The organism is Leisingera sp. NJS201, from assembly GCF_004535885.1.
GTDB lineage: Bacteria > Pseudomonadota > Alphaproteobacteria > Rhodobacterales > Rhodobacteraceae > Leisingera.
Genome location: NZ_CP038234.1, coordinates 3,110,633 through 3,123,926 on the forward strand (window position 1 = coordinate 3,110,633; position 13,294 = coordinate 3,123,926).

General features: G+C 58.3%; 13 protein-coding genes. 9 read left to right on the top strand and 4 right to left on the bottom strand.

All coding sequences use genetic code 11. The annotated features are described in order from the left end of the window. Positions 1-127: 127 nt before the first annotated feature. On the bottom strand, positions 128-826 hold the full coding sequence (locus ETW23_RS15145; protein ID WP_129369436.1) for a TetR/AcrR family transcriptional regulator: 699 nt from the start codon (positions 824-826) through the stop codon (positions 128-130). Positions 827-1,002: 176 nt separating this feature from the next. On the opposite strand from ETW23_RS15145, the gene ETW23_RS15150 reads away from it, so the two are divergent. From ETW23_RS15150 to ETW23_RS15180, 7 genes are all read left to right on the top strand, one after another. Further along, positions 1,003-1,467 (top strand): (2Fe-2S)-binding protein, encoded by a 465-nt coding sequence (locus ETW23_RS15150; RefSeq protein WP_129369435.1) that lies wholly within the window; start codon positions 1,003-1,005, stop codon positions 1,465-1,467. 2 nt (positions 1,468-1,469) lie between these two features. After that, positions 1,470-3,656: a molybdopterin cofactor-binding domain-containing protein gene (locus ETW23_RS15155; protein ID WP_134830479.1), complete on the top strand. Its 2,187-nt coding sequence runs from the start codon at positions 1,470-1,472 to the stop codon at positions 3,654-3,656. Between the two features lie 31 nt (positions 3,657-3,687). Next, complete coding sequence (locus ETW23_RS15160; RefSeq protein ID WP_129372802.1) at positions 3,688-4,272, top strand: hypothetical protein; 585 nt, start codon at positions 3,688-3,690, stop codon at positions 4,270-4,272. Between the two features lie 131 nt (positions 4,273-4,403). Next, positions 4,404-4,994: a YceI family protein gene (locus tag ETW23_RS15165; protein WP_129369433.1), complete on the top strand. Its 591-nt coding sequence runs from the start codon at positions 4,404-4,406 to the stop codon at positions 4,992-4,994. Between the two features lie 46 nt (positions 4,995-5,040). Beyond that, positions 5,041-5,499 (top strand): RidA family protein, encoded by a 459-nt coding sequence (locus tag ETW23_RS15170; protein ID WP_134830480.1) that lies wholly within the window; start codon positions 5,041-5,043, stop codon positions 5,497-5,499. 127 nt (positions 5,500-5,626) lie between these two features. Further along, positions 5,627-6,631: an alginate export family protein gene (locus ETW23_RS15175; RefSeq protein WP_167738126.1), complete on the top strand. Its 1,005-nt coding sequence runs from the start codon at positions 5,627-5,629 to the stop codon at positions 6,629-6,631. Further along, positions 6,520-7,077 carry an alginate export family protein gene (locus ETW23_RS15180; RefSeq protein ID WP_254695045.1) on the top strand — a complete coding sequence of 186 codons (558 nt, stop codon included), beginning with the start codon at positions 6,520-6,522 and terminating at the stop codon, positions 7,075-7,077. The genes ETW23_RS15175 and ETW23_RS15180 overlap by 112 nt, the downstream gene beginning before the upstream one ends. 36 nt (positions 7,078-7,113) lie before the next feature. On the opposite strand, the gene ETW23_RS15185 is transcribed toward ETW23_RS15180, so the two are convergent. The 3 genes from ETW23_RS15185 to ETW23_RS26590 are packed head-to-tail and all read right to left on the bottom strand — an operon-like array spanning position 7,114 to position 10,568. Continuing rightward, positions 7,114-8,913, bottom strand: coding sequence for a metallophosphoesterase (locus ETW23_RS15185; protein ID WP_134830483.1), 1,800 nt, complete (start codon positions 8,911-8,913; stop codon positions 7,114-7,116). A 1-nt stretch (position 8,914) separates the two neighbouring features. Then, on the bottom strand, positions 8,915-10,399 hold the full coding sequence (locus ETW23_RS15190) for a tripartite tricarboxylate transporter permease (protein WP_247676869.1): 1,485 nt from the start codon (positions 10,397-10,399) through the stop codon (positions 8,915-8,917). 34 nt (positions 10,400-10,433) lie between these two features. Continuing rightward, positions 10,434-10,568 carry a hypothetical protein gene (locus tag ETW23_RS26590; protein WP_282103138.1) on the bottom strand — a complete coding sequence of 45 codons (135 nt, stop codon included), beginning with the start codon at positions 10,566-10,568 and terminating at the stop codon, positions 10,434-10,436. 489 nt (positions 10,569-11,057) lie between these two features. On the opposite strand from ETW23_RS26590, the gene ETW23_RS15200 reads away from it, so the two are divergent. Together ETW23_RS15200 and ETW23_RS26595 are read left to right on the top strand one after the other, a co-directional pair. Next, the gene (locus tag ETW23_RS15200) at positions 11,058-11,237 is read left to right on the top strand and encodes a hypothetical protein (protein ID WP_134830486.1); all 180 of its coding nucleotides are present in this window, start codon (positions 11,058-11,060) and stop codon (positions 11,235-11,237) included. 25 nt (positions 11,238-11,262) lie between these two features. Further along, complete coding sequence (locus tag ETW23_RS26595; protein ID WP_134830487.1) at positions 11,263-12,900, top strand: recombinase family protein; 1,638 nt, start codon at positions 11,263-11,265, stop codon at positions 12,898-12,900. Positions 12,901-13,294 lie beyond the last annotated feature (394 nt).

The following is a 13,294-nucleotide window of genomic DNA, read 5'->3' on the forward strand; positions in this document are numbered from 1 at the left end:
GCCATCCGTTTGATAGGGCGGTCTTTCTTACGATTCATGCTGCGGAAACTGAAAAAGGCAGCGTCCAAAGCCGGGACATTCTTTGGCGATGTGTTGGCCGGTTCTTGGACGGGTTTCCCTCAGGTGTTCAGCTTTTAGTGTTGGCATTGGCACTTGCTGAGATCTTTTCGATCAGCATTTGAACGGCAAGTTCGAACACTTCATCATTTGAAGGGATCGGATTGCCCAAATACCGGGTCAAGTTCGGGTACTCAGCTGGATCAAGCTTTGATTGCTTCTGCCTAACCAGCTCCTTGCCGCGGACCGGATCAGAACCGAACACATGTTCACCAGTTCCAACGCCGATAGCCATGGAAAGCAGAACTTCTCCGAAAATCGGGATTTGCCTTTCCGGGAGTCCGGATTTCTCCAGCGCAAGGTAGATTGCTTCAATGACGTAACTGGCTGCCCTGGCATCAGAGTCAGACAGGTTTGTCACCTCCAGCCCGATCGTTGGAAATACCAGGTAAACACTCCGGACAGACGATGCGATTTCTGTAAGCTGAGTGGCCCAGTCTTCGTCCTCCATGTCCCTGGCAGGCAGCATCCTTGCATAGATCCGGTCCGCCATGGCCTGCAACAATTCATTCTTGCTGCGGAAGTAACGGTAGATCGCCGTGGGATCGGCATTCAAGGCTTTGCCTATTTTCCGGAGGGACAGTTTTTCAAGGCTTCCGACCTCCTCAGCCAGAGCGAGGGCGGTATCCAGAATCAGCTCCGTGCTGAGACTGGTTCCAGCTTTGAAGATCAAGTTTTTGGTTTGGATGGTTGGATTTTCCGAAGTCATGACGCGAATGTGATCGCTTTTGGCGGGAAGTCAAGCTTGTTGTCATCACTGCAAGTCAACAAGTGTTGACAGCATATGGTGATTCAAAATACCGAAGAAGGCATCTTCAAGAAGCTTCTGCCAAGCCGCCCGTTGGCCAGGCGACGGCAAGGCGGTTCCGCCAGAGGGATGACAAAATGACTATCAAGCTGAAACTGAACGGCCAGACGCACATGGTCGAAGCTGAACCGGGAACCCCGCTTCTTTGGGTGATCCGGGACGAACTAAAACTAACCGGAACGAAATTTGGCTGCGGAGTTGCTTCATGCGGTGCCTGCACTGTGCATCTGGATGGTGAGCCGGTCCGCTCTTGCCAGACATACATAGAAGATACTGAGGGCTCGGAAGTCACCACCATCGAGGCCGTCGGCAGCGGAGCCATCGGAGCTGCTGTGCAGCAGGCCTGGCTGGAGCTGGATGTCGTTCAATGCGGCTACTGCCAATCCGGGCAGATCATGTCTGCGGCCGGGCTGCTTGCAGAAACCCCCAAACCTACGGCGGAAGACATCGACGATTACATGTCGGGGAATGCCTGCCGGTGTGCTGCGTACCAGCGTATCCGGGCCGGTATCTTGCGCGCTGCTGAAATTCTGGAGGGCTGAAGATGACCCCGAATACGTCCCGCCGAAACTTTCTGAAGGGGGCTGCGGCTTCCACAGCTGTTCTCTTTGTCGGAGTGAATCCCAGCGGCGGTCTTGCCGCTGCCGAGGCAAGCCAGGCTCAGTTCAATCCATTTGTCAAAGTCGGGTCGGACGGCGTAGTGACAGCGATCGTCAAGCACTATGAGGCCGGTCAGGGCATCAGCACCGGGCTTTCCACTCTGATTGCGGAAGAAATCGGCCTGCGTCTTGATCAGATCGAGTTCGAGTTCGCGCCCTCCAACCCTGAACTCTATGCCAACCTCAGGTTCGGGATTTTCCAAGGCACAGGCAGTTCCACATCCCTCGTCAACTCCTGGGATCAGTACCGCCAGGCCGGCGCGGCAGCCCGTGAGATGCTGATCGCGGCCGCGGCTGCGGCATGGGGAATTGATGCCGCGGAAATCACAATCGACGAGGGGATTGTTAAAGCGGCCGGGCATTCAGCGCCCATCGGCGAATTTGTGGCGGCTGCCACGAAGCTCCCGGCGCCTGAAAACCCGCGATTGAAAGACCCGGCAGACTACAAGCTGATCGGCTCACCTGCGGCCCGCCGTCTGGATTCCGCAGGCAAAGGCAACGGTCAGGCCAAATTTTCCATGGATGTGCATCTTCCCAACCAAATGGTTGTGCTGATCAAGCGCCCGCCGTCGCGGGGCGGTTTGGCCGTCAGCTTTGACGACAGCGCTGCGCAGGACGTGAAAGGCTACCTGCACTCCGCAGTGCTGCCGAACAAGGCGGGCATTGCCGTTTATGCGGAAAACACCTGGGCCGGAATTCAGGCGCGGGAAGCGGTTGAGGCTGAGTGGGATGTTTCCGCCGCCGAGACCCGCAGCTCTGATGAGGTTGAAGCCGAAATCCGGGCGGCGCTGGACGCCGAACCTGAGTTCCGGGCAAACAGCACGGATCCGGATGCTGTGGCGGCAGACATCAATGGGGCGGAAAAAACCATTGAAAAGACCTTCTACTTCCCGCTGCTGGCGCACGCCCCGATGGAGCCGTTGAATTGCACCATTGTACAGACCGAAGACGGGGACATCGTGCTCCATGATGGTGCGCAGATGCCGACGGCAACCCATCTGGCCTATCAGGAAATCTTCGGGCTCCCGCAGGAAAAGATCCACATCAAGTCGATGTTCGCAGGCGGTTCCTTTGGTCGCCGGGCAACCCCGACGGCGGACTATCAGGTCGAAGCGGCCCTGGCCTTTATCATGACGGACCGGACGCGGCCGGTGAAACTGGTCTGGACGCGCGAGGATGATATCCAGGGCGGCTACTACCGGCCTGCCTTCGGCCACAAGGTGCGGGTCGGACTGGACGCCAATGGCGGCATTGTCGGCTGGCAGCACCAAATTGCCGGTCAATCTGTAATGAAAGGCACCCCGTTCGAGCACCTTGTCGTGCATAACGGCGTGGATCACACTTCCGTGGAAGGGGCTGTTGATACGGCCTACAGCATTCCGGGATTTGCCCTGGGCCTGACAGATACCCAGAAGGCAACATCAGTCTTGTGGTGGCGCTCCATCGGCCACGCCCATACCGCCTATGTGATGGAAACAATGATGGATCTGGCAGCCAAGGCAGCCGGAACCGACCCACTGGAGTACCGGCTGAAGTATCTGGCAGGCACGGATAACAAGAACCAGCAGAGGAAATCAGCGGTTCTGAAACTGGCCGCTGAAAAGGCCGGCTGGGGCACGGCACCTGCCGGTCATGCGCAGGGGATTTCGGCACATATGTCCTTTGGCACCTTTGTTGCCCTTGTTGCCGAAGTGTCCGGCAGCGCGGAAGACGGCGTGAAGATTGAGAAAATCACATGCGCCGTGGATTGCGGCATTGCTGTCAACCCGGACATCGTGGATGCCCAGATCCAAAGCGGCGTCGGTTACGGCATCGGGCACATCATGCGTGATCAGATTACTCTGAGCAGCGGCGAAGTGGACCAGTTCAATTTCCCGGATTACGAGCCGCTGCGCATCGGGGACATCGGCGCCATTGATGTCCACATCATCCCCTCGGCAGAAGCCCCCAGCGGCATCGGCGAACCCGGAACGCCTCCGGCAGGCCCGGCTCTGGCCAATGCCATTGCGGCCCTGGCTGGCACGATGGTCAGCAAACTGCCGATGGCTGAAAACGGCGTGACTTTTGCCTGAATTGCAAACTCTTAAAGGAAACGACAAGACTATGAGAATTGATTGGACGCTGCCCGAAAAACGGGCTGGCTTCTGGGGCTTCATCGACACGCTGATCGGCCCAGGAGCGACAAAAGCGGAAAAGAACCTTCAGCTTTATCCGCCGTTCATCTTTGCTGCCGGCGTTGTTGTCTTCGGCCTCTTCCAGAGCGCTGACTGGAATATCTGGCAGTATATTCTGGTTGCTCTGATCGCCGTGGACATGGTCGGCGGATCCATTACCAATTCGACCTCCGCAGCCAAACGCTGGTTCTTCCGCGAGGGCGAAGGCTTCAAGGCTCATATGAGCTTTATTGCGATTCACCTGATCCAGATCACTTTGTTCAGCTGGGCGTTTCTGGGCTTTGATCTGGGCTGGATTGCCATGGTCTATGGTTTCACCCTCGCGTCCTGTGCGGCGATCCTTCTGACGCCTTTATACCTGCAGCGCCCGTTTGCGGCCCTTGTCTACTGCATCGCTCTGCTTCTTTCGCTCTACGTTTTCGAGAATCCCGAGCACCTGGAATGGTTCCTGCCAATCCTGTTCTTCAAGCTTCTGGTCAGCCATACGCTTCGGGAAGAACCCTATCAGCCCTGATGCCTGACCTCGTCTGACCGGGGCCCGAACATGGACAGATTCAGGTTCCGGCCGGAGCCAGGGGGTGCGTGGAACACACGCTTTTCCTCGCCCGCGCCCCCAATTCCTCAACCCTCAAGATTGGAGATGCCATGTCTTTCTCAAACCTCCTCACCGCAACTGCAGCCGCCTTTCTGCTGGCGACCCCTGTCTTTGCAGAAAAAACCTATAAGACCCAGCAGGGCCACACCGAAGTCCGCGTTGCATGGAGCCATGCAGGCGTCTCGATGCAGCATGGTGAGTTCACCAAGGCTGAAGGCACCCTGGTTCTGGATGAAGCCAATATCGAAGGCGCGAGCCTGAACGCGGTCGTGGATGCAACCAGCATCCATTCCGGCGTCGCTGCGCTGGATGATCACATCAAGAATGCCGATTTTCTGGAAGTGGAAACCTACCCGGAAATCACCTTTGAAAGCGCCTCAGTTACCCGCACTGGCGACAAGACTGCTGATATCACCGGTAACCTGACCATGCACGGGGTGACCAAGCACGTGACGCTTCAGGCCACTTTGACCCACATCGGCAAGCACCCGCTGGCGCAGTTCCTGGAGTACTACAAAGGCGACTGGGCCGCGTTTCACGCGCGGACCGAAATCGAGCCCAAGGACTTCGGTGTCGGCATGACCATCCCGGTTGGGACACTGGTCATCGAAATCGATACCGAAATGCAGGCCGTCGAATAGCCGCTTCACAAAAGCTCTGTGCCATTTCCCGCAAAAGAAACGGCACATGTCCACGCAAGACATGCGCCTTGCAAAGAAGATTAAGACTATGAAAAAAACTGCTTACAATACCGAACATCATAGTGAAGTGCCCACTTTCAACTGGGGCTTGAAGCTGGAGGATGTAAAGGAACTTTTTTATGTTACGGGAATAAATGATTGTATTCCCGACGGTGAGAACGTCTATATTTCGCACCCGGGTGATCCCGTCGGGCAAACAAAGAAGATGCTCGCCTATATGGAAGAAGTATTTACGAAAGCAGGCTTCACGAAAGATGATATTGTCTATGTGGATTGGGTCATTACCAAAGAAGTGACGCGTGAACAGGCATATGAAATTGTCGGGGTTTGGATTGACTACATCAAAGACGTAAAGGTCAAGCCTGCCGCGGGGATTTTCAAATGTGTCGACCGACTGGTTCACGAGGGCCTGCTTGTGGAGTTTGAATACACGCTGGCGCGGTAAATCAGCTCCAAAATTGCTGAAGACCACTTGCAGAGTTTTTTCTCAAGTCAGTCGAAAATTCCAGGAGAGGGTGGTTAGACTGCCCTCTCCTCCTCTTGAATATCTGTAATTGATGGAATGCCTGGCCATGTTCGAATTCAAAAACATGTTCAACTCAAACGCCAAAAAAACTGCTCTTTCTGTCCTTTGCAGTTTTTCGCTTCTTACTGGCGCGTCAGTGACGCAAGCTCATGCTCAGAGACCGGAAAAAGAGGCGCCGGGGTTCAGCCCGTTCTCAAAGAGGATTCACTTCTACCGGTTCTTTGAGGACTACAGCGATGTAACGGACCAGGATCGGCAAGGCGACTGGTTTGCAAAGGTCAAAAGCATTCCTGTACCCGGATTTGAGGGCGCCCGCGTCGCATTGGGCGGAGAATTCCGCTACCGTTTCGAGAACATGAATGACGGTCTGTTCGGTCTCGTTCCCGGGCAGGACTATGATCTTAAACTTCAGCGTTACCTGCTTCATGCGGATGTGCGCTGGAATGACCGTCTGCGCAGCTTTTTTCAGCTATCCGCCTATTATGCGCAGGGGGAACCCGCTGTCCTGAGGTCCCTCAATGAATCGGACGCAGATATTCATCAAACTTTTGTGGATATCGGGTCCAGGGAAAAGTTCGTGCGGATCGGCCGGCAGGAATTGCCTATTGGCTCCGGGCTGAACACGACGATCCGCGAGGGCGTCAATCAACGCAGAGCCTTCGATGCGGTTCTTGCCTCCGTTGACTTTGGAAGTGGCTCAAATTTCACCTGGGTCTATGGCCGGGAAGTGGTGCCGATGGCCGCCTCATTTGAAGACTATTCCGAAGATGGAACAGAGTTTTGGACGGCCTATTTTTCCAGAATCGCCAATCCCTGGCCGACAGCCAACGTGGATATCTACTACATGGGGATTGACCGCCCCAATGCCATCTACAACTCGGGCCGGGCCGTGAACTGCGGCACGCCATCGGCGGGGGAATTTACGGCGAAAAAGGTGCTTTGTCCTATGGGATTGAAGCCATGTATCAATTCGGCAAGTTCCAAGGGCAGGACATCCGGGCCTGGGGTGTGCGGTCACAGAACAGCTATAAACTTTCTGAGACACCTTTGAACCCGACCCTCCACCTGACCGTGAATGCGACAAGCGGAGACTCCGACCCGAATGACGGTAAGCTGGAGACGTTCGAAGTTTTCTTCCCCAATCCTTCTTACATCACGGAGGCGTACACGCTGCGGCCGCGGAACCTATACGAAGTTCACCCCTCGTTCAGTTTCACGCCAGCAGAAAACCTAAAGATTTCGACGGGCGTAAACGCAGTTTGGCGTGCAGAGAAATCTGACGCGATCTATGCATCTGCCGGCATCCCCATCGTACCTGGCGGAACCTCGGACAGCCGCTATGTGGGGACTTTTGCCGAAATAACTGCAACTTGGCAGGCAAACCCGCATTTGTTCTTTAAGAGCTCCTATGTTCGCGGACTGGCAGGCGACGCAATCCAAAACGCAGGAGGCAGGGACGTGGAGTACTTCCTGTTGCAGGCAATCGCAAAGTTTTGAAGTAAACAGTGCGCGCCAAAGGGATAAGGAGGCGTCTTAAACACTTTGCCTTTTTGCCGAGGCGAGGTTCGCATGTTCCGATTTGACAACCTCCAATAGTCTGGTTGGGTTGCAGTACCGGTCGATCATTCCGACACGTGGGAAATAGCCGCGGTCCACGGAGACCAGTGTGTCGCAGACCAGCCGGCAGTGCAGAAGCCGGGCGGCTGTCTGCATTGCCTCTGAAAGCCGCTTCGCTGATGCGTCCTCATCTTCGGCAGGCAGAGCCGGGTTGTCATGACCCATCCGCATATGAACCGAGGCTTTGAGGCCACAGCTTCCAGCGGCTGCATCCGCATCCTGCAGCGTCTTGGCTGGTGCCTCCTGGCACCCCAGCCGGAATACGGCGCCGTCGAGCCCGTTTGCTGCGATCTCGTTCAGCTGCGGGATGTCAGTTGCAGAAAATCCATGGTTAATTACGTGGAAATAGGTTCCGGCGCTCTGCAGGTCGGCCTTGGTCCGAATGCGTGAAAGATAGATGGGCAGCCGGGTGCGTTCTTTCATCTCCAGCAATGCAGGCAGGATTCCTGTGAAATCAGGCCAGTCTATCGTGACTTCCCAGTCCTGCAGGCAGTGCGCGTGCCGGGCGGTCAGGCGCCGGGCTTCTGTGTCACCAAGACCATAGGAAAACAACGTGATCCGGAACCCCAGATGCTGCAGCAGCGGCAGCCTCTTGCGGCGCTCTGGATCTGCAAGGTCCGCCAAGGGGATGCGGACATGGCGCACGCCCATCTCCTGCAGGGCCAAAAGCGGGTAGTCGTTGCGAACAAGTTTGCGGTCGAACTCATCCAAGCCGCCGCTGGGCGGGACCTCTGTTACCTCAGCCCAGTTCTGGCGCAGATCGAAACCCAGAACAGGTCGGGACGGGGTACGGGGATCCGGGGCCCGCGGTTGCGGTGCGGATGATTTGTCCTGCTCTCCAGCCTCTGCGCCGAAGGTGCGGATCATCCGGACAGTGTGGCCATTCTCGTAAACTGTCACCAGGAAATAGCCAAGCTTGGCCTTGTCGTCTCGGCCGAATTCACTGTCATCCGACGGCGCAGCCCGCAGCATTTCGCTGTAATCCTGGCGGACAAAGCTGGTGGCGGGGGCCATGTAGTAATCTGTTTGGCCGAAGCGGTCGTACCAGAAGTTATGGGCGTGGCCGGCAAACATCGCCTCCACCCCGTGCTGCTGCACCAGGTCCAGCAGCCAGGCTCGGCCGGGCTGATTGGTGTTGTCGTAGTGGTCCCGCTCCTCCGGCTGCATCAGATAGGGCGGGTGGTGCAGGAACAGCATGACCCGCTGGCCGCTGACACCCTTCAGCTCCGCCTCCAGCCAATCCTTTTGCGCTGCTTCGTTGGGAAGACCGGAGTTGATGAGCTGTGCGTTCAGCAGGAGAAACTTGATCCCATAGGCCTCAAACGCCTGATATTGGGCGCCGAACTCCTGCGTCCAGGCCTTGATCATACCGTCGGTTGTCGGGCTGGCCGGCGCGCCGCTGATAGGCGTGTCGCCGATATCGTGGTTGCCTGGCAGCTCGTGGATCGGCACCGTCAGCTCCGTGGTGATGCTGCGGTAGACCTCTGCCGCCTGGGAATAGGCCGGACCCGCTTCAGGCACCGGATGCACCAGGTCGCCAGTGTGGACCACGAAATCAATTGGCTGCTGGTTCAGATCGCGGATCACATGGCGGAACCGGCGGTTGGCGCGTTTGTTGACCGGAAAAGGGGAATTGCAGCGGTCCTCCTCAGGGTTCACATGCGTGTCTGATATGACTGCAAAGCAGCCAAGCTTGGCGCCCAAATGTCCGGCCATCTTAGCCTCCGGTTGTCAGGGTGGATGCCTGCCCGGTGCGGGAGGCCTGGATGCGGCTGGGGATCAGCACAAAGACCGACAGGGCGGTAAGCACCCAGAAGGCAATGCAGATCGTGTTGCGCAGGAAGATCATGAGGTCTCCGTCAGAGAGCAGCAGCGACTGGCGGAAATTGTCCGCCAGCAGCGGCCCCAGCACAAAGGCGATCAGGAAGGGGGCCACCGGGATTTCCAGCCGCAGCATCATGTAGCCGACCACGCCCATGCAGAGCATCACCAGGATGTCGAACAGGTTATTGTTCACCGCATAGGCGCCATAGACGCAAAGCACGAAGACAATAGGGTAAAGGATGCGGTTGGGCACCAGCGCCACGCGGCTGAACACCCGGATTGCTATCTTGCCGATGCCGAACAGGTAGGCGGAGCTGAGCAGGATCCCCATGAAAAGCGCATAGATCATCGGCAGGTTCTGCTCGAACAGGATCGGCCCCGGGCGCAGCCCGTGGATCATGAAGGCGCCCAGGATCACTGCGGTGATCACGTCGCCGGGCACACCGAGTGCCAGCAAGGGGATCATGGTGGCGCCGGCAACGCCGTTGTTCCCTGCCTCCGCAGCGGCAACGCCTTCGGGCTCTCCCTTGCCGAAGTTGTCCTTGTTGGGGGAATTGCGGCGGGCCTCGGAATAGCTGAGGTAGGCCGCAGGCGCACCGCCGATGCCGGGGATGGCCCCCAGGATCACGCCGATCACGCTGCCGCGGATCACCGATTTTAGGGTCTTGCGGAACTCGGCAAAGCTGGCGCCGTGGCCCAGGCTGCTGCGCTGCGCTGCGCCGAACCGGGGCAGGCGGGTGGAGCGGTGGATGATTTCAGGCAGGGCAAAGAGGCCGATCAGGACGGGGATAAAGTTCAGCCCCGACATCAGTTCGAAGTTGCCAAAGATGAAGCGGTCGGTGCCGTAGATCAGGTCCAGCCCGACGGTGGCCAGCATCAGGCCCAGACAGGCTGACAGGATGCCCTTGGTGAGGCTGGGACCCGCGACGCCTGCAATGATGGTCAGGGAGAAGACGATCAGAGTGAAGAATTCCGGCGGACCGAACCGCAGGGCAAAGCTTGCCAACACTCCGGCAAAGAGGATCAGCGCGATGTTCGAGATCATATCCGCCACGCAGGAAGAGTAGAGCGCGATGTCCAGCGCCTTGCGCGCTTCGCCCTTTTGCGCCAGCGGGTAGCCGTCAAGGATGGTGCAGGAAGCGGCGGGCGTGCCCGGCATCTTGATCAGGATCGCCGTCAGCGAGCCGCCGTATAGGCCGCCTTTGTAGACGCCCAGCAAGAGCAGGATGCCGGTGACCGGCGGCAGCGAGAAGGTGAAGGGCAGCACCAGCGTCACGCCCATCGGGGTGGTCATGCCTGGAATGGCGCCGATAATGGTGCCGATCAGCACCCCCAGCCCCACGGCCAGGAAGTTCTCGACATTCAGGAACAGGTCCAATGCGGCGAATAGGTTCTCGATCTTCTGCGTCTCCTCACAGCAGGTTTTCGAAGATGCCCAGCGGCATCGGAATGCCCGCGGCATGCAGGAAGAAAAGGTAGAGACCGATCGGGATCCCTCCCGCCTGACGGCCAGCGAACGCCAGCGCCTGCAGGATCGGCTCGACCATGCAGAGGACCACGCACGTGCATTGCTGTACCCCCATCAGCAACTGCTAGAGGACATGGCTGCCGATTTGGTGCAAAAAAGAGAGTTCGATGCCAAGGCGGTCCGGACCTGGCTGCGCGATGTGCCGCGCAAAAATGGTCCAGAGCCGGTCCTGGACCAGTAGATTCGCCCGCCAATCAAGCGGCCCAGCCACCGGATTTGCACAATGTTTTGTGCAAACTCCCGCGGCGCAGACTCCGGTTGGTCCAAAATCCGGATAATTCCCTCCTGGAAAGGTTTTGCCCCAAAGCCACGCCGGGGCGGTCCATGCCCGCATCCCTGCCCAGCTCCCTCTGCAGAGGGAAAGTTCCGTATTTCGAGGCCCTTATCCACAATTTCCGTCTCCGCAGGGTTACAACCCGGGTCGATCCAACCCAATCCGGCGCAGTAAACTGTCTCCATCAGCACACGCGGGCGGCCACCGCCCACCGGAGACAGGAGACCTCGGCCAATGGCACGGGACCGGAAGAGACATGCCGAATGCCAGCAGGCGCCGGAAACACCCGGCCGCCCGCAAAGCGGCTCCTGCCGGCAGGACGCCAGCACCCGCGCGTCACTTCACGAACTCCTGCGCGCCCTCGCCCGCGAGGCAGCCCGCACCGACCACCGGGACGGCAATTCTCCCGGTTAACATCAAACCACCGGAGAACACCGTCATGTCCCAGCCCAGGCTCAGAGCAGCCATCTACGCCCGCTATTCGACGCAATTGCAGCGCGATACTTTGATCGAGGATCAAATTCGCCTCTGCCGCAGTCTGATCGAAGCACGTGGCTGGAGTGTTGAAGGGATCTATTCCGACCACGCGGTCTCTGGCCAAACACAACACCGGCCCGAGTTTCAGCGTTTGCAGCAAGACGCAAGTGGCGGCGCCTTCGACGTGATCGTGACCGAGTTCCTGGACCGCCTTGCGCGGGACCTCGAGCATACAGCCAGTTTCTACAAGCAGATGAACTTCCTGGATGTGCCGATCTTTACGGTCTCGGAAGGCGAGATTGATCTCCTCCATGTCGGCTTCAAAGGGACAATGAACTCTCTCTTCATCAAGGATCTCGCCGACAAAACCCGCCGCGGCCTAAAAGGAAGGGCACTGAAAGGGAAGTCCGCCGGGGGAAAGTCCTACGGCTATAGTATCAGGAACCAGGTCGGAGCGGATGGTGAACTGATCCGCGGCGAGCGCGAGATCAACCCGGAAGAGGCCAAGATCGTGCGCAGGATCTTCCAGGATTATGCCAGGGGTCTGTCTCCCAAGAAGATCGCAGAGGCGCTCAATAATGAAGGCGTGCCTGCGCCTTCCGGCCGCCACTGGGGTGCCTCCACCATTCACGGCAACCGCCGGCGCGGCACCGGCATCCTGAACAATGAGCTCTACATCAGCCGGCAAATCTGGAACCGGCTTCGCTACGTGAAGGATCCGCAGACCGGCAAGCGCATCTCCCGCCTGAACCCGGAAAGCGAATGGACTATCACTGAGGTGCCAGAGCTGCGCATCATTGACCCGGAGCTTTGGGAGGCGGTCCGCAGCCGCCAGGGCGCGCTGAAGACCGCAGGCACATCGACCCCGGTCTGGGACCGCCGGCGCCCCAAGACCTTGTTCTCCGGCCTGATGGCCTGCGGCTGCTGCGGCGGCGGCTTTGCCAAGATCTCCAAGGACAGCTTCGGCTGTTCCCCGGCGCGGAACAAAGGGGACGCGGTCTGCAGCAACAAGCGCACGATCAAGCAGGCCGACCTGGAAGCCCGGGTTCTGGATGCGCTGGCGAAGCACCTGATGGATCCGGATGCGGTGCAGGTCTTCTGCGAGGAATACACTGCCGAGCGCAACCGGCTGAAGGCCGCAGCCGCCGGGAACCGCAAGGAAAAGGAACAGGCGCTCGCCCGTGCCAGGCGCGACCACCAGAAGCTGGTGGATGCGATCATTGCGGGCATTCCCGCAGATCAGGTGAAGGACCGGATGATCGAGCTCGACGCACGGCGCCAGCTGCTGGAACGGGAGCTGGAGCAGACCCCTGCCCCGGACACGGTGGTGTTTCACCCGTCGATGGCGGAGGCCTACCGCGAACGGGTGTCACGGCTGATCCGGACCCTTGGCTCCACCGAAGGCATGGAAGAGGCCAAGGAGTCACTGCGGGCATTGGTGGAGCGGATCGTGCTGACGCCTGCGGCGGCGGGCGCTGGCCTGGATCTGACGCTGGAGGGGGATCTGGCCGGGCTGTTGCGGCTGGCGTCGGTTGCGGAAGGCCTAAACACGAAGAAGGCCCCGGATGGTAGATCCGAAGCCTTTGATATGTCAGGTTAATTAGTGTTGGTTGCGGGAGCAGGCAACCGCCGTATCCTACCTGACCTCTCCGCAATCATATAAACGCATAATAGCGTACGGCCTCAAAAGGCGCCTATTTGAGACATTCCGCTACGGTCTTGCTTTTGTCGGGGCAATCCTCTCGGCGTTGTTCTCAAAGCTGCGTCGTCATGACCAGTCAGAAGCAATATCTGCGATAACGTCGATCTGCCTTGCTTCGTCTCTGATTTGCGGAGTTTGGTGGATGGCAAAAGGCGCGGGCATGCCAAAGCATATCCGGCCTTAGCCTTCCGGCCTGCGTTGTCACCGCAGAAATCTTACGGCCGCGTTCCACAACACAGGCAACCCTTGGGGCCGACAGAAGTTGCAGAAGATTTGATAGGCGCAGCCGGCC